The sequence below is a fragment of the Hyphomicrobium facile genome, assembly GCF_900116175.1.
Classification (GTDB): Bacteria; Pseudomonadota; Alphaproteobacteria; order Rhizobiales; family Hyphomicrobiaceae; genus Hyphomicrobium_B; species Hyphomicrobium_B facile.
Map to the genome: position 1 here is coordinate 496178 of NZ_FPCH01000001.1, position 15471 is coordinate 511648.

16 protein-coding genes and 2 tRNA genes are annotated in these 15471 nt (G+C 59.7%); 12 read left to right on the forward strand and 6 right to left on the reverse strand.

Going from position 1 to position 15471, the window contains the following annotated elements; genetic code table 11:
- Both BM399_RS02380 and rnk read left to right on the forward strand, forming a co-directional pair.
- Complete coding sequence (locus tag BM399_RS02380; RefSeq protein ID WP_092863701.1) at positions 1–777, forward strand: glycosyltransferase family 25 protein; 777 nt, start codon at positions 1–3, stop codon at positions 775–777.
- A 257-nt stretch (positions 778–1034) separates the two neighbouring features.
- The gene (gene rnk, locus BM399_RS02385; protein WP_092863704.1) at positions 1035–1448 is read left to right on the forward strand and encodes a nucleoside diphosphate kinase regulator; all 414 of its coding nucleotides are present in this window, start codon (positions 1035–1037) and stop codon (positions 1446–1448) included.
- Between the two features lie 295 nt (positions 1449–1743).
- Here the strand turns inward: rnk and BM399_RS02390 are convergent.
- Positions 1744–1818 (reverse strand) — tRNA-Thr (locus tag BM399_RS02390).
- A gap of 190 nt (positions 1819–2008) precedes the next feature.
- Here BM399_RS02390 and BM399_RS02395 point away from each other — a divergent pair.
- From BM399_RS02395 to BM399_RS02415, 5 genes are all read left to right on the forward strand, one after another.
- A complete protein-coding gene (locus tag BM399_RS02395; RefSeq protein ID WP_143111307.1) occupies positions 2009–2191 on the forward strand; it encodes a hypothetical protein in 183 nt (60 codons plus the stop codon).
- 121 nt (positions 2192–2312) lie between these two features.
- Positions 2313–3605, forward strand: coding sequence for a UDP-N-acetylglucosamine 1-carboxyvinyltransferase (murA, locus tag BM399_RS02400; protein WP_092863710.1), 1293 nt, complete (start codon positions 2313–2315; stop codon positions 3603–3605).
- Positions 3606–3712: 107 nt separating this feature from the next.
- On the forward strand, positions 3713–4186 hold the full coding sequence (locus BM399_RS02405) for a DUF2948 family protein (protein ID WP_092863713.1): 474 nt from the start codon (positions 3713–3715) through the stop codon (positions 4184–4186).
- Positions 4187–4220: 34 nt separating this feature from the next.
- Positions 4221–5519, forward strand: coding sequence for a histidinol dehydrogenase (gene hisD, locus BM399_RS02410; protein WP_092863716.1), 1299 nt, complete (start codon positions 4221–4223; stop codon positions 5517–5519).
- 6 nt (positions 5520–5525) lie between these two features.
- Positions 5526–6023, forward strand: a complete 498-nt coding sequence (locus BM399_RS02415; RefSeq protein ID WP_092863719.1) for a UPF0262 family protein — start codon at positions 5526–5528, stop codon at positions 6021–6023.
- Here the strand turns inward: BM399_RS02415 and BM399_RS02420 are convergent.
- A complete protein-coding gene (locus tag BM399_RS02420; protein ID WP_092863722.1) occupies positions 5989–7311 on the reverse strand; it encodes an adenylate/guanylate cyclase domain-containing protein in 1323 nt (440 codons plus the stop codon). The two genes, BM399_RS02415 and BM399_RS02420, sit on opposite strands and share 35 nt — an antisense overlap.
- A 32-nt stretch (positions 7312–7343) precedes the next feature.
- Positions 7344–8051, reverse strand: coding sequence for a Crp/Fnr family transcriptional regulator (locus tag BM399_RS02425; RefSeq protein ID WP_244531033.1), 708 nt, complete (start codon positions 8049–8051; stop codon positions 7344–7346).
- A 150-nt stretch (positions 8052–8201) separates the two neighbouring features.
- Between BM399_RS02425 and BM399_RS02430 the strand changes: the two genes are divergently transcribed.
- The 3 genes from BM399_RS02430 to BM399_RS02440 all read left to right on the forward strand — a co-directional run bounded on the left by BM399_RS02430 (position 8202) and on the right by BM399_RS02440 (position 9348).
- Complete coding sequence (locus tag BM399_RS02430) at positions 8202–8951, forward strand: Maf family nucleotide pyrophosphatase (protein WP_092863728.1); 750 nt, start codon at positions 8202–8204, stop codon at positions 8949–8951.
- Between the two features lie 7 nt (positions 8952–8958).
- The gene (locus BM399_RS02435) at positions 8959–9183 is read left to right on the forward strand and encodes a DNA gyrase inhibitor YacG (protein ID WP_092863731.1); all 225 of its coding nucleotides are present in this window, start codon (positions 8959–8961) and stop codon (positions 9181–9183) included.
- An 89-nt stretch (positions 9184–9272) separates the two neighbouring features.
- Positions 9273–9348: transfer RNA gene (locus BM399_RS02440), tRNA-Phe, on the forward strand.
- Positions 9349–9543: 195 nt separating this feature from the next.
- On the opposite strand, the gene BM399_RS02445 is transcribed toward BM399_RS02440, so the two are convergent.
- Positions 9544–10056 carry a tetratricopeptide repeat protein gene (locus BM399_RS02445; RefSeq protein ID WP_244531034.1) on the reverse strand — a complete coding sequence of 171 codons (513 nt, stop codon included), beginning with the start codon at positions 10054–10056 and terminating at the stop codon, positions 9544–9546.
- A gap of 930 nt (positions 10057–10986) precedes the next feature.
- Between BM399_RS02445 and BM399_RS02455 the strand changes: the two genes are divergently transcribed.
- Entirely contained in the window at positions 10987–11862 is an 876-nt protein-coding gene (locus BM399_RS02455; protein WP_092863740.1) for a ParA family protein, read from the forward strand.
- A gap of 15 nt (positions 11863–11877) precedes the next feature.
- On the opposite strand, the gene BM399_RS02460 is transcribed toward BM399_RS02455, so the two are convergent.
- Both BM399_RS02460 and BM399_RS02465 read right to left on the reverse strand, forming a co-directional pair.
- Complete coding sequence (locus tag BM399_RS02460; protein ID WP_092863743.1) at positions 11878–12957, reverse strand: rhamnan synthesis F family protein; 1080 nt, start codon at positions 12955–12957, stop codon at positions 11878–11880.
- 105 nt (positions 12958–13062) lie between these two features.
- Entirely contained in the window at positions 13063–14193 is a 1131-nt protein-coding gene (locus tag BM399_RS02465; protein WP_177228021.1) for a glycosyltransferase family 4 protein, read from the reverse strand.
- 707 nt (positions 14194–14900) lie between these two features.
- On the opposite strand from BM399_RS02465, the gene rfbC reads away from it, so the two are divergent.
- Entirely contained in the window at positions 14901–15452 is a 552-nt protein-coding gene (gene rfbC / locus BM399_RS02475) for a dTDP-4-dehydrorhamnose 3,5-epimerase (RefSeq protein ID WP_092863753.1), read from the forward strand.
- Positions 15453–15471: the final 19 nt, after the last annotated feature.

The window sequence follows — 15471 nt, forward strand, 5'->3', positions numbered from 1 at the left end:
ATGCTTACACTCGTCATTAGCCTGCCTTTGTCAACGCAGCGTCAGAAAAAGATTTCGGCCGGGCTGCAAGCCGCCGGAATGTCGTTTTCCATGCTTCCGGGCATCGTCGGGCGCGAGCTTTCGGAGGCGGAGATCGAGTCTTTTGCTCCAGACCGGTTCATGGCGCGCTTCCGCCGCGAGATCGGGCCGGCGGAGGTCGGATGCACGCTATCTCACAAGCTCGCACTCGAAACATTCCTGGCCAGCAGTGAGTCGACGGCGCTGATCCTCGAGGACGACGCGGTGGTCCCGTCGAACCTTGGTGATGCGATTGCTCTTCTTGTCGATCGCCTGCCTCTGAATTGGGGTATCCTCAAAGTCGGCGGCATTGGAGGCGTCAGGGGGCGACTGCTGCAGGAAACCGCTGTCGGGAAGATCGTGGAGACTCATGCGACGACGGTTTGCGCGCACGCCTATGTCGTCTCGCGGCAGGGCGCTTCGCAGCTTTTGCGCCGAATTCTGCCGATCCGGTTTCCGTATGACATTTATCTGCGGGATACGCACGTGCATGGCGCGAGGACGTTCGAGGTCGTTCCGACGCTCGTTGTGCAAGAGGACCTTGCCGGGTCACGAATTGAATGTGACCGGATGGAGAGACCTCCCTCTTCCGACCTGCGCAGCATCTTGGCCTACCGCGCCTGGAAACTCGGCCACGAAATCAGGCGGCGCGCCCATATCATCAGGACGATAGGGTTGAGCGCGGCGGTTGCGCCGAGCCGGATAACCCGACATTCTTAGCGAGCCAAGTAGACGCCCTAATTTTTAATTCAGTCCCGGGTTAGCCACCGTATTTGACTTGGACGACTCCGCATGCCAAGGCATGCTCCCATGCAGTCATGTGCTCATCATTTGCGCTTTCGCCACCAAGGGGGGCAGCTTCTCGAGGGCATCTAGCCCCGGGTTCCGGTGCATTTCGGCACGGGCTCGGGATGACTCGAAGGACTGACGTACGCCGTTTTTCAGACGAGCGACTTTTCCACTCGAAAGCCAGCACCATGACCCAAAGCACCAGAACGGGGCGACCTCCTGTTCATCTCATCGATACCGAGGCGGAAAATCTAACCAATCTTGCATTGGGTGTGGCCGAGACCATGCCTCAGGTCAGCGAACTGCTGATGAGCGAGATTGCGCGCGCCAAGATGCATAGCGCGAAGCGCATGCCTTCCGACGTCGTCACAATGCATTCGACCGTCGTATTCACTGACGAGGGGAGCGGTGCTGAACGCACAGTGCAGCTCGTTTACCCAGCGGAGGCTGATATATCGAACGGGCGAATTTCGATTCTCACGCCCGTCGGCGCAGGGCTGATTGGCTTGCGCGAAGGTCATTCGATCCGCTGGCCCGATCGCGAAGGGCGTGAACGGCAACTGACGATTCAAAAAGTCACGCAGCCCGTGCGGGGCCAATAAATTCGATCAAACATCCATGCGCGGCGCCGTTGAAGCAATGCGGGCCATGGCAGGCATTCAATAGGTCGCCGCCCTGGCTTGTCCCAATCGGGACAGGTCAGGCCAGGCGCCACCCGGATGTCCGCGCTGATCTTCACCATTGAGCGCGTATCGATTGCGGCGCAGCCAGGGGGCGCCGCCGAAAGAGACACCAATAGCTGTCACGTTTGATGAGGTTGCTGCCTTTTATCCGGCGCACTTCGGGGCGCGACGGAGTCGCGGCTCGGACTTACCAGAATTTTTTGAGTTTTTTGGCTGGTGCTGCCGGAGGGGATTGAACTCTCGACCTCTCCCTTACCAAGGGAGTGCTCTACCACTGAGCTACGGCAGCTGAAGGCGTTTTGTGACTCGAAGAATCGAACATGCCAGGGGCGTCGCGTTGGTACGCTCCTGCTTCGGGCGGGCGGACACTGCCACAAGGCTTGACGGTGAGCAAGACGGAAAGCCAAGCTGTTAGTGGACGACGCTGGCACGGTAAAATTGAAGGCCGGCATCGAGTTGTGGAGCGCGCGAGACCGGGCATGACGGGAAATTTCCAGCCAAAGCCGCCAGGAAATGCGGATAAGCCGAAAAGTTCCGGCAAGCTCACGCGCCAGGAACGGCTCGCGGAAGAGCTCCGTGCGAATTTGAAGCGGCGCAAGGCCGCGGCCCGGCGCCAGAGGGGGGAGGGCGGCGATCCGCCTCCCGACGAGGACGGCGTCTAGGGCTCCATCTGTCGTAAAAGCCGCTTGCCGATGCGGTCTCTCAACCTTTAATCACGCTTGGCTTGTTTGCGCGGGATTGAGATTCGCGGCCGTTTTTATCATTCGGAGACAATTGGCATACATGGATCGGATCAAAATCGTCGGCGGGAAGCCGCTCCGCGGTAGCATTCCGATTTCAGGCGCCAAGAACGCGGCACTGCCGCTGTTGATCGCGAGCCTTCTGACGGAAGACCGTCTGACGCTCAAGAACGTCCCCAACCTCGCGGACGTCAACCTGCTGGTTCGCATCCTGCGGAATCATGGCGTCGATCTCGCGGTCGACGGCAAGCGGCCTGGTCCGGCCACTCATCTCGGCGACACCATTCATCTCACGGCGCGCGATATCGTCGACACGACGGCTCCTTACGAAATGGTTTCGCGCATGCGGGCGAGCTTCTGGGTTCTTGGCCCGCTCGTCGCGCGCATGCGCGAAGCGCGCGTGTCGCTGCCGGGCGGCTGCGCGATCGGAACAAGGCCGGTCGATCTGCACCTGATGGGGCTCAAGGCGCTGGGAGCGGAAATCGACATCGACGCCGGATACGTCATTGCGCGGGCTCCGAAGGGCCTTCACGGGGCGCGTATCGTGTTTCCGAAGGTGTCGGTGGGCGCCACGCATAACGTTCTCTTGGCGGCCGCGTTGGCCAAAGGCGAGACCGTTATCGAAAACGCGGCGCGGGAGCCTGAAATCGGAGACGTCGCCCTTTGCCTCAGCAAGATGGGCGCGAAGGTCGAAGGGATCGGCACGTCGGTGCTTCGGATCCAGGGGCGCGATCGTCTCGAAGGCGCGGTTCACACGGTGTTGCCGGATCGTATCGAGACCGGCACGTTCGCGATGGCGGTTGCGGCGACGGGCGGGGACGTGACGCTCGAGGGTGCGCGCCTCGGCGATCTCAAGACTGCGCTCGAAATTCTCGCGAGTACCGGGACTTCGATCCAGGAGGCCGAAACGGGCGTTCGCGTTTATCGAAACGGCGGGGGCATTGCTCCGGTATCGGTCGAGACGGAGCCGTTTCCAGGGTTTCCGACAGACCTGCAGGCGCAGCTCATGGCGCTTCTCACGCGGGCCTCGGGTACGAGCGTCATTCGCGAAACGATTTTCGAGAACCGCTTCATGCATGTGCAGGAGCTGGCCCGTCTCGGTGCGGACATCCAGCTGCACGGCGATACGGCGACGATCACGGGCGTCAAAACGCTCAAGGGCGCGCCCGTCATGGCGACGGACCTCCGCGCTTCCGTTTCTCTCGTCATCGCCGGGCTTGCCGGAGAGGGCGAAACGGTGATCAACCGTGTTTACCATCTCGACAGAGGCTTCGAGCAACTCGAGCGGAAGCTCAGTGCCTGCGGCGCGGACATTGAGCGTATCGCCAGCGGCTGATGCGCTTGCTCTTGCGTTGCAGCTTTCTGCACGCCTTTGTAACACTCTGCGATCATAGCCAGTGATCCATGCCTTTTGGGGCCGCACAGCGGAGACCTTCGATACCGATGCCGGACCTCAAGCTCATCGCCTTCGATACGGAAGATCTCGGCGTCATCTCCGCTCAGTTGCAGGACGCCGTTCTGCGTGTCGGCGACATGAAATATTTGCCGAAGCAGAAGCGTTTCGTTGGCATAGCCAACCGGTTTGACTGGCAGAAGTTTGCGGAGGATGCGCAAGCATCGAAAACCAAGATCGCTCCCGAGTACGAGCGACGCCGGTGCGCCGTTCGGTTCGAGCGTGTCAACGCCGTGAAAGTGCACGGATTTGACCTTAACGACAAAAGGGCGGCGTTGGCGCTGCTCGCGATGACTTACGAACCGACGGCCGGCTCAGAATCGCCCGAAGGCGATGTCACGTTGACATTTTCCGGCGGTGCGGCCATTCGGCTGGGCGTCGAGTGTATCGAGATCGAATTGAAGGACCTCGGGGCAGCCTGGGCAACGAAGCGCCCGCCGGAGCATCCCGAGGACGCAAGCTGATTTCCTTCGACCGCTTGCCTTAAGGAAATGCCCGATGCCTGTGCGGCTGAATAGCAACGACAAGGATTTCGAGACTCACTTCGTGGAGCTTCTCGGGCTGAAGCGCGAAGTCTCGACCGACGTCGACAACGCGGTTCGCGCAATCATCGATGATGTCCGGGCGCGCGGCGACGCGGCGCTCGTGGATCTCTCTCTCAAATTCGACAGGCTCGATCTTCGCAAGACCGGCATCGCGGTGACTGCTGCCGAGGTCGAAGCCGCCTATGCCGCGTGCTCGAAGGAAACGCTCGATGCGTTGATGTTCGCGCGCGACCGCATTGCCGATCATCACAAGCGCCAGCTGCCGTCGGACGATCGCTACACAGACGCGGCCGGCGTCGAGCTCGGTCACCGCTGGACGGCTGTCGAATCCGTCGGGCTCTACGTTCCGGGCGGCCTTGCGTCCTATCCGAGCTCCGTTCTGATGAATGCTGTGCCGGCGCAGGTCGCAGGTGTTCCGCGCATCGTCATGGTCGTGCCGTCGCCGAGCGGCGAACTCAACCCGCTTGTTCTGGCGGCCGCGAAAATTGCGGGCGTATCGGAGATCTATCGCGTCGGCGGCGCGCAAGCGGTTGCTGCGCTCGCTTACGGCACTGATACGATACGGCCGGTCGTCAAAATCGTCGGACCGGGCAATGCGTGGGTCGCGGCGGCGAAGCGGCAGGTGTTCGGCACGGTCGGCATCGATTCGATCGCGGGTCCGTCCGAAGTTCTGGTCATCGCGGACAAGAACAACGATCCGGAGTGGATCGCTTCCGATCTTCTTGCGCAGGCCGAGCACGACACAGCTGCCCAGTCGATTTTGATGACGGACGACGAGGCGTTCGCCGAGGCGGTCGAGCAAGCTGTTCGCCGCCAACTCGGGACGCTGCCGCGCGGAAATATCGCGGGCGAGAGCTGGAACACGTTTGGCGCCACGATCATTCTAGGGTCGCTCGGAGAGGCTGTTCCTTTGGCCGACCGTATCGCCGCCGAGCATTTGGAAATCGCGACGGCGGATGCGGAAGATCTCGCGATGCGCATTCGAAACGCCGGGGCAATTTTCATTGGAAGCGTGACGCCCGAGGTCATCGGCGATTATGTTTCCGGTTCCAACCACGTTCTCCCGACGGCGCGCAGTGCACGTTTTTCATCGGGCCTTGGAGTTCTGGATTTCATGAAGCGAACATCGATCCTGAAACTCGATCGTGCCGCTCTCGAAAAAATCGGGCCTGCGGCCATGACACTCGCTCGCGCCGAAGGATTGGAAGGCCACCGCCGCTCTGTCGAAATCCGGCTCGAAGAGGCAGGCTGAATTTCGATGGATCAAACGGTCGCCGCTCAAGAGAAAAGCCGGGATCGCCTCGTCGACATTACACTCGATGCGAAATCGCTCGGGCGGGCCAACTCGAATATCGAGCACGAGCGGGAAGTCGCGATCTTCGACATTCTCGACGGTAATGCCTTCCGCATCGATGGCATCGATGCAGGCCCGTACAAGCTTCATCTCTCGCTGGCGGACGACCGGCTTTCGATGGCGATCAGTCCTTCGGGCGAAGCGGAAACCGTGGAGCACACGGTTGCGCTGACGCCGCTGAAGCGCATCGTCAAAGATTACTTCATGATCTGCGAGTCCTACTACGAGGCCGTCAGAACCGCGCCTCCCGCTCGCATTCAGGCCATTGATGTCAGCCGGCGGGCGCTTCACGACGAGGGCAGCGCGTTGCTCAAGGAAAAGCTGCTGCCGCGGATCATCGTCGATGACGATACAGCGCGTCGGCTCTTTACGCTCGTGTGCTCGCTGCACTGGAAGGGCTGACGTCCCTGTCCTTGCGGCCGAGCAAAAACCAGGACTCCTGCGGTCCCACACCCTTTATTTCGATAAGGCCGCGCGGTTCGATCGAGAACGCATCGCGGAGCGCCGCGCAACACGACGGGCAAATGGCGATACGGCCTGGAACGCTCGATTGTTCGAGGCGGCTCGCGAGATTGACCGGATCACCCCAGACGTCATAGCTGAATTTATTCTTGCCGATGATGCCCGCCATCATCGGGCCGCTCGCCATGCCGACCCGGACGTTGAGCGGAACATTCTCAGCGGCACTGACTTCCTGCACGACAGCCACCAGATCAAGCGCCATCGCAGCCAATGCGTGCGCGTGGTCTTGACGCGCGATCGGCACTCCGGACGCTACCATGTAGGCGTCACCAATCGTTTTGATCTTCTCGACGCCGTGGCGCTCGGCAAGCTCGTCGAATGCGCTGACAAGCTTGTTCAATAGCGCCACCGTTTTTTCCGGTCCAAGTCCGCGGGCCATGCTGACGAAGCCGGTGATGTCTGCGAACAGAACAGAGGCTTCGGAAAATCCGTCGGCGATGGTCTCGCCCGGCGACGCTTTGAGGCGCTCGACGACGCTGTCGGGCAGGACGTTGCGAAGCACGGCTTCCGTTTCGGCTTTCGCGCGCTCGAAAAGGTTGAAGGCATAGTACACGCAGGCCGCGATGAGGCCGAATGTGGTAACGGCGCCCTGGACGTAGAGGGAGCTTATGATTTTTTCGTCCGCCTGGAGCTGGGCGGCTTCCATCGGAAACTGGAACCAGGCGATCAAATGCAGGATGAGGGCTGCGACGACGATGGTGATGACGAGCCAGAAGCGCCGCGCTTCGAAAATGACGAAGGGCGCCGCTGCCGCCACGACGTATTGCAACGGCGCGCCGCCTAGGCGTCCGAAGTAGGACGTGAAGCCGATGAGTGCGACGAATTCCGCGAACACCAGGAGAAGTCCTCCTGCAAGCTCGTTGATCCTGTGCATGAAGGGAACGAGCGAGACGATGAACGCGAGCGCGAGGTTGATATAGACGACGGGCATCATCTCCTTGTTGCCCGATGCCCAAAGCTGCATGGCGTAGATAAAGGTTGTCGCCACGACGAGGGACGAGAAGACGTTGACGATCTTCAGTCGCCGCTGAATATCCGGTGGGTAGCCATGTATGCCGAAGCTCGCTATGCGGCGGACGAAGGAACGGATCACGCGAAACGCGCCGAGCACCGGCGCCGGCAGAATCGCCGGTCGTGCTCGCCGTTGTTGCCGATCCATGATCGTCATACGCGTGGCCCCGCGAATAGATGCAAGGGCGGCTATTCCTTTTCGTCGAGCCGGCCAATGCCGCTCAACGCCGCGATATCACATACGACCTGCTGACCCCGGCGCTCTATCGCGCCCTCGGATTCGAGTAAGCCCAAAGCCGCGTTGACCTTTGGGCGGCTCGCGCCGACGAGAAGGGCAAGCTCGCTTTGCGAAATCGGAAGGGGAAGGGAGATCTTCTCGGCTTTGCTGGTTGGATCTTTCTGGCGCACGGCGGCGAGAAAGAAGCGTGCAAGCCTCGCTTCGATCGGATGCAGGGCGATGGCTTCGAGCTGTTCATCGGCGTCGCGGAGCCGGCCGGCGAGAAAGCGCACGGCTGCTTCACCGACGGCTGGGCGCGTTCCGAGCAGACGGAGAAATGCTGCTTTCGAGAGCATCAGCGTCTCGACTTTATTGACGGCCGTCGCGTCCGCCGATCTCGGCCTTCCGTCGAAGACTGCCAGTTCTCCGAAAATCGAAGGCGCCTCAACGTGGGCGAACGAAAGTTCACGTCCGTCGGCGGTCAGGACCGACAGCCGGACCCGGCCCTTTGTTACGATGTGGAGCTCAGAGCCCGCCTGGCCGCGCGAGAAAATGATCTGGCCCGGCTCGAAGGCTGCGTCGCGCAATTCCAGGGCGACGGCCTTACGGCTCGGTTCGTCGAGGGCGCCGAAAAGTGGCGTTCGAGCAAGGAGGTCCGCAGGGTCTGGTTTCAGAGCCATTGCCGCCATCAATTTTGTTAAAGAATGCGCTATTCATGCCCTGTTTTGTTCTCAACCGCAACGCAGGCGGACTTGCTAAGGGTGGAATGCCTGCGCCATTGTCGGAAAAGGGCTGCGCCGCCTCACCTTAATTATCCCCTGGTCACGATCATGATATCGAGTCTTATGAGCAGCTTCCTTCCCTCCTTTGCACGCTCCGAAGCCCCCGGCCGCGAGACGCTGCGCCGTTCGCTGGTGCGCGAGATGGCATCGTCCAAAACGGAAATCGAGCGTCCGCAGCTTGTTCTGGCGAGCGCGAGCCCCCGGCGCGTGACGCTGCTGGCGCAGGTTGGCGTGACGCCGGATGCCTTGCGGCCCGCTTCCATCGACGAGACGCCGAAGCGGGGCGAGATGCCACGAGCGCTCGTTTCAAGGCTTGCGCGGGCGAAGGCTGAGGTCGCGCGGGATCAAATCGCGAATGACCGGGATCTGGCGGGGGCCTACATTCTCGCGGCCGATACGGTCGTCGCGATGGGGCGCAAGGTATTGATGAAGCCGACGCATATCGAGGAGGCGATGGCGTCTCTACAACTGCTGTCGGGGCGTACCCACAAGGTCCAGACCTGTATTTGTCTGATCACACCCGACGACAGGGTTCGCACGAAGATCGTCGATACGCGGGTACGGTTCCGCTATATCAACCGGTCGGAGCTCGAATCCTATATCGCCTCCCGCGAATGGCGCGGCAAAGCTGGAGGCTACGCCATTCAGGGGCTTGCCGGCTGTTTCGTGCAGCGGCTCATCGGCTCCTACACGAACGTGGTTGGGTTGCCGCTGACCGAGGTCGTCAGCCTTCTCAACTCGGAAAAATTTCCGATCCAGTACAATTGGCTGAAATACGCAGAAGTCGATCGCGATTGAGCGCGCCATGTCAGCGTCCCGTTCCGCCAGCAAGCCGTTGCGTTGTCCTATTTGCGGGAAGGAGGCGGTCGACGCCTATCGCCCGTTCTGCTCGAAGCGCTGCGCCGACATCGACCTCGCGAAGTGGTTCAGCGGCAGTTACGCGATCGGCGGCAGGGAAGAAGACGAGGGCGACGACCCGGCCGCGAAAGAACCGTCCCAGCGACCAAATGGCGAGGACGAAGAAGACTGAAAACATCTCGTATTGAGGCGCTTGCATCCTGCGGATCACGCCCCTATAAGACGCCTCTACTTCGCACGGGCTCAACGCCGCGGAGGCAGGCCCAGGTAGCTCAGTTGGTAGAGCATGCGACTGAAAATCGCAGTGTCGCTGGTTCAATTCCGGCCCTGGGCACCATAGCCCCACGAAATCACCCCAAAGATCGGCCCCGCGAGCGAGATCAGCCACACGTGATCTCCATGCGAGACCGCTGAAATTTCACCGGCATCGAAGGAATCACGATCGAACGATCACGCAGACTAGGTGCGTGATTGGGGCGCGTGCTTGGAGCGCGTGCTTGGATAGCTGTTGGACGCAGGTATTCCGGGCCTATCAGGGGGGCGTTGCGCCCAACCGCTTCAAGCCCTCGGAGGCTGCGAAGAGTGTCGGCTCGAGTGCCAGCGCGGCGCGAAAATCGGCAATGCTGGCCTCGCGTTCGCCAAGCATTTCGTTGGCCAACGCCCGGTTGAGGAGCGCGGGAGACATGTCAGGCGCGATTTCAAGCGCCCGGGTGAAGTCGGCTTTCGCCTGCTTCGGCTTCCGCAAGTCGAGGTAAACGTTGCCGCGATTGTAGTATGCGAAATTATTTTCCGAGTCGGCGTGTATGGCCGCGGTGAAGTCTGTCAGCGCCTTTGCCATTTCCTTGCGTTCCGCGCGGGCGATGGCCCGATTCATATAGGCCGTCGAAAGAGCATCGCTCTGCATCGTGCGCTGGATGACTTCGGTGCACCCCCGAATCTTCTGGGTCGTATTGGTCGCGTCGTTGCAGTCTTCTGTGGCGTCCGCTCGAGCGTGTACCGATGTGAGAATGAAAATGGCCGTCGCCAGCTTGAGTACGCGGTTCACCAGGGGATGCCTTGTCGCTTGGGGGTCAGCTACCGAATAGCGACCGAACATTGCGCCGTCGTCAATACTACTTCGCAAGGGGCCAGACGGTTTCGCGCCAGCTCCCATGTCAAGTCAGTGTCTTCGCAGTGGAATTAAATTTTCATGACCCAGATAACGGCGCGTCTTGGTTCGCCGGACCAGAGATCAGGAAGCGTTTTCTAAAAGTGGGTAGAGCTTCTTCCATAGTCGAGATCGCGACATGGGCAAGTCGCCATTTTTGTTTTGCGCGAAATTTGTCAGTCGATGGGTTAGCAACGTGCTGACGTTTGCAACATAAGGTCCAGCAAAAGGCAGTTGTGCAATCTTGCGTATGTCCGACAGACGGCAGCCACATGGAAAGCGCAATCACCGCCCAAGTCTCGCGCATGCAAATTTGAGATTCTGCCAAAGGAATGAATCGATGGGCATACTCGGTTGGATGAGTAAGCGCGCACCACAGGTGCCTGAAGACGTCTCCGAGCCGCAGCCGCCAAATAACGAGCCGCGGGCATCAAACAAGCGTCCCAAAGTCGACAAAGACGCCGCGGCCGAGCGGGCCCGCAAAAACAGCCCGTGGCGCTTCGATGATGGGCCGTCCCGGCGCCCTGTCGGCGAGACGAAAAAATAGCGCTGGGATTTCTAGCCGCTAGTATTTGGCTGGACCTCCACGTAGTGTCGCGCGCAGAACCGGGTGGGGCGCTTCCGCATGCTCGAGCGTTGTCTTTACGAGCCTTTTTTCATGTATCGCAAGCGGCGTGATCTACAGCGGCTGAGACTGCCCGGAGGCGATTTTTCTCGCCCGATGGCGGAGCCCGGGGCTCCGCCGGTTGCAAGCCGCGCCTCCGCCGGATCGTTCCATATTGAGGCTCCCTCCCGACCCTTCGCCGGGCGGTCCACGGATGCCGGTCGATGAGCGTCAGAATCGCGATCGCCAACCCGAAAGGCGGCGTGGGCAAGTCGCTGACCACCATGATGCTCGCGGACGGCTTGGCCCTTTCATACGGTGCGCGGGTGCTCGTTCTCGACGCCGATCCGCAAGCCGGCGTCACGAAGGCGCTCCTCGGCATCGGCGCGGAGCAGCAACTCACCCAACGGCAGATCGGCTTGGCGGCCATGCTGCGAGCTTTCGCCAGCGGCCGGAGTATGCGCCTTGCCGCCCACCGTGTGGCGGCAGGCGATTTGATCGAGTTGCACGATAGGCAAGCGGGTTTCATCGATCTTTTGCCGTCCAATCACGAACTTCTTCGCGAGATGGCCGAGTTCGAGCACGTGGCGCGGCGAAAGAAGCGCAAAGATCGTCTCGATGTTCTGCTATCCGATGCCTTGAGATCAGAGCTTTCGAAAATCGAAGCGAACTACGACGTCGTTCTGATCGACTGTCCCGCGGGGCCCGGCGTGCTGGGGCTCGCGGCCATGAGGCTGGCCGAGCACATAGTGGCGCCGACGAGCCTTGAGACGAACGCGTATTCGACCCTCACGGATTTCTTGAAATTCATTCTCGCCGACGATCTCGATCTTGCGTCGCAGGTGAAAGTTCATCCGCTCATCACGCAGTATCAGGCAACGAATACCGTGCAGCGCGAGATGCTGCATCACATCAAGCAGGGTCTGCATCACCTCAACGCCATTTCGAGGCCTGTGCCCTATACAAGTGCGCTGCAGAATGCGGCTACGCATCCAGGGCTCGGGGTGTTTCGCTCCGCGCGCGATAAATACGGAAGTGCGTTGCCTGAGGTCATGGCGCTGACAAAGGCCGTGGTTGAAAGAATTAGTCCGGGTGCGTGAGCGTCGTGAGTTATCTCACCGTGGCGCGAGGACCCGGCCGCCTGCCCGCTTCAAGACTTGCCGAACCTCTGCGCTCGACCCGACGTCGACGATCTCCACCGGTAAGATTTTCGTTTCGTCTGCTGCCATTTTCAACCAGCGGAGCCCTGCGAGTTCGCATGAGGTGAAAAAGAATCTTTCGATCGCATGTGCGAGCGTGCCGTCTACTTGGCCTTGCTCCGCCGGAAACTCCTGCACACTCAAATTGAGATCGAGCAGCGGCTTCAGCGCAGCCGGGCGGCACCAGAACATCGATCCGCATGGAAAGTCGAAATAGTTGAACGCGTATTTATCGCCCAGCAATTTGGAGCAGAGCCCGTCTGCAATTTTAAAATTGTCTCTCCAGCCGACGCCTTTGACAGGAGCGAAATGTTCCGGGGCAATCATCCCTAATTCGGGAATATCTTGGAAAGACGACAATATGGATTGGGTGCGATCCCGCGTTCCTATCAGAGTGTCGAAAATATATTGGCGCCATTCCGAGAGTCCTGGAGAAAATACCGACTTCTTGCCGTGAATGAATAAAATCACATCGTACTGATCGAACTTGTCGTTGAAGGCCATCAGCTTCGGGGCGATATCCCGGCCAACATTCGGAAATTCTCGAACGACGACGTTCGATGCCGTGCTTGACGAGAGTGCGGCTTCAATGCGGCTCTTCTTTTCCGCGGTGTCGGTCGATACGAGGAGATCGAATTTCGTCGGAATGACAGCGAGGCGGGTCCGTATTTCCTCGACGAGGTCATCGTAATAGAGGTGGCATACGACGGCGACCCTCAAAGGTCGCGTCAGTCCATCGCGGTCAATGGGCCTGTCTTCGGGAAAGCGTATGCAACGGTCGTCCTGCAGAGTTCGCTGCGGATGCACCCACTTTTCGAATGGCAATTCGTCATCGACCCAAGCGTTCACTCGTTCGAAAGAGAGACGACGCTTTTGCTGATTCGTCGGATGGCGAAGTGCTGCGCGCAGGAAGATCGCGAGGCTGGCGGCGCGGCGGCTGTATTTTGCGAGTTGAAAAATTGGTGTGGGCGTTTCGAAGATCCGCTGAGATCTCATCCGGCCAATCCACTCCGCGAGCACTACGCTCCAACTGTGCTCTCGTTACGTCGCGCGGAGCGCTGGGGCAAGGCATCAGCTGCCGTGCAGTGAGCAATCCACAGGTTAAATGTGGCTGCTGGCGCTCGCAGGCGTTTCGGCGCCCACTCTGTGTGCGGAGACGATGCCGCTTGTTCGGCTGGCCGTTGCGAGGTCGTAGAAGTCATCCGCTGAGCGTGCAACTTCGGCGAGTGCAAATTTGTTGGCGCAAAATTCTCGTGCGGTCTTGCCAAGACGAGCACGGAGATCCCCATTGAGGAGGAGTGTGCGCAAGTGTACGGCAATGTGATCCGGTGCGAAGTTCGGAGGCAGCATCAGAGCGCCGTCCGGTGAAATTTCGGCCATTCCCCCGGTGCCCGAGCTGATCACGGCGCAACCTGCAGCGTGCGCTTCGAGTGCCGTGCGGCCAAAGGGTTCTTCCCACCTGGAAGCAACGATTGCGATGGCCGCGTTTTCATAGCGCTCTTTCACCACGGCGAAAGGCAGGCTCAGTTCTACTGTTATCTTGCTTTCGAATGGGCGAATGACGGCAAGAACTTCCTCCATGTAAGCCGGAAAGCGTTCCGGTTCGCTAAGAATGAAACGCGCCCGCCAGCCGGGCTGCTCTTTCAAGACGGCGGCAATCGCCAATGCCGCCTCTTTAATTCCTTTTTCGGGCGCTGCACGGCCGACGCAAATGATCTCGTCGAGCTTCTGCGTGGATGGGTGCCATTGTGAAAAATCCAGGCCGTTGTAAACGACGGAAGTCGGCAGGCGTACCTCCGGCCAGTCCGCTTCGAATGTCTTCCGGCAAAAGTTGCTGACGAAGATCATACCGGCGAGCCCGCGATATTGCCGGAGCTTGAACTGCCGCCGAAGCCCATTGAACAAACTGCCGCTAGGAACGGGCTTGATCATGTTGTGCTTGTGAAGAACCACAGGAACGCGGGTGCGCGAGGCGAGCGCCGCGGCTGTCGGAAGGTGTTGTTGCACGACGATAAGATCCGGCGATATGCGCGAAACTTCGCTCAACGCAAACGCCACCTTGCGGCGTCGTGAGTCGTCGACGGCGCGTGAGTAGGTCATCACGTCGATGCCGGGAAAAAGTGTCTCGTTCTCGCAGCAGATGACCGTCGTCGTTTGGCGGTAACGGCTCGCCGCGACGAGGTCGCGAACGCAAAGGTCAATTGAGGATGCGTTGCTAGGACCGAAACGCATGTGCCGGGGCAAAAACATCAATATGCGCATAGTATGAACCGTGGGCCTGCAATCTGTTGAGGTCGAATAACTCGAAAGCGAGGCTAATTCATTATCAATACACACGCCCAATCAATACAAACGTCCATCCGCAGGAATAAAGCGTACGTAGCTCTCAGCGGCGGAGTCAAGATCGTTTTCCCGTCGTGCCGGAGTTGATACCAGACTTGATACCGGCAACGTCGCATAGAGAAATAATAGGCGTGAATACAACGTCGGAGCGGTCGCAATCGGTTTTTCGTGCCGCATCCATTGCAGCGCCCGCGAAATGATCATCGCGATGTATCGGTCTGCCTCATCGAATTCGGCGGAGCCAAGCTGTTTGAGTATCTGAAAGGTTTGAAAGCAGGCTTGGGCTTCGTTCGCAGATGGCCGTTTGCCGCTTTGAACGAGTTGGTGACAGACGGCTGCGTCGACGCGTGCAACTCGAGCCTGCACAAAGACCTGATGCGCTCAAGCGCTCGCAATCGCCGCAATGGCACAGGCCACTGGAACGCGCTTCGCTCGGGTGAGCTGGACCAAGTGGCGTGACGCATCGAGCACACGTTGGCGAATGTTGCGGACCGCCGCACGCTCGAGCCAGTCTGGGATTGTTCTTTCAAGGCTCGATGTGCGAACTATTCGCCACCGGCACATAGGCAGGCCGAACAGCCACTTGGAAATCGCGCGTGCGAATAACTGAACTCGATATCCCCGGCTTGATCGTAGTCACACCAAAGCGCTTTCAAGATACGAGAGGATTTTTTACCGAACTTTATAACAGCAAGGCGCTGGAAGAGGCTGGTATCCGGGATGTGTTCGTCCAGGATAACTTTTCTCTGTCCTCGAAGACCGGAACGATCCGGGGCCTGCATTTTCAAGTTCCGCCCCATTCGCAAACCAAGCTCGTTCGGGTCAGCCGCGGCCGCATTCTCGACGTCGCCGTAGACCTCAGGCCATCGTCGCCGACGTATCGGCGGCACGTATCTACCGAGATATCGGCTGAGAATGGGCAGCAGATATATATCCCTGGCGGCTTTGCGCATGGCTTTTGCACGCTGGAACCCGACACCGAGGTCGTTTACAAAGTTTCGAGTCACTACGCTCCTGGAGCAGAAGCGGGCGTTCTATGGTCCGATCCGGAGCTCGGTATCGCATGGCCGGTCAGCGCACAGGACGCGATCGTCTCGGACAAGGATGCAAAGCTTCCTTTGCTGAGAGACATCGCGGGGACAGTTTGAACGTCGTTTGAACGCGGGG

Bases quoted from the DNA above. Each gene is read 5' to 3' on its own strand.
- BM399_RS02380 (WP_092863701.1), top strand. From the start codon at position 1: ATGCTTACACTCGTCATTAGCCTGCCTTTGTCAACGCAGCGTCAGAAA.
- rnk (WP_092863704.1), top strand. From the start codon at position 1,035: ATGACCCAAAGCACCAGAACGGGGCGACCTCCTGTTCATCTCATCGAT.
- BM399_RS02395 (WP_143111307.1), top strand. From the start codon at position 2,009: ATGACGGGAAATTTCCAGCCAAAGCCGCCAGGAAATGCGGATAAGCCG.
- murA (WP_092863710.1), top strand. From the start codon at position 2,313: ATGGATCGGATCAAAATCGTCGGCGGGAAGCCGCTCCGCGGTAGCATT.
- BM399_RS02405 (WP_092863713.1), top strand. From the start codon at position 3,713: ATGCCGGACCTCAAGCTCATCGCCTTCGATACGGAAGATCTCGGCGTC.
- hisD (WP_092863716.1), top strand. From the start codon at position 4,221: ATGCCTGTGCGGCTGAATAGCAACGACAAGGATTTCGAGACTCACTTC.
- BM399_RS02415 (WP_092863719.1), top strand. From the start codon at position 5,526: ATGGATCAAACGGTCGCCGCTCAAGAGAAAAGCCGGGATCGCCTCGTC.
- BM399_RS02420 (WP_092863722.1), bottom strand. From the start codon at position 7,311: ATGACGATCATGGATCGGCAACAACGGCGAGCACGACCGGCGATTCTG.
- BM399_RS02425 (WP_244531033.1), bottom strand. From the start codon at position 8,051: ATGGCTCTGAAACCAGACCCTGCGGACCTCCTTGCTCGAACGCCACTT.
- BM399_RS02430 (WP_092863728.1), top strand. From the start codon at position 8,202: ATGATATCGAGTCTTATGAGCAGCTTCCTTCCCTCCTTTGCACGCTCC.
- BM399_RS02435 (WP_092863731.1), top strand. From the start codon at position 8,959: ATGTCAGCGTCCCGTTCCGCCAGCAAGCCGTTGCGTTGTCCTATTTGC.
- BM399_RS02455 (WP_092863740.1), top strand. From the start codon at position 10,987: ATGAGCGTCAGAATCGCGATCGCCAACCCGAAAGGCGGCGTGGGCAAG.
- BM399_RS02460 (WP_092863743.1), bottom strand. From the start codon at position 12,957: ATGAGATCTCAGCGGATCTTCGAAACGCCCACACCAATTTTTCAACTC.
- BM399_RS02465 (WP_177228021.1), bottom strand. From the start codon at position 14,193: ATGCGTTTCGGTCCTAGCAACGCATCCTCAATTGACCTTTGCGTTCGC.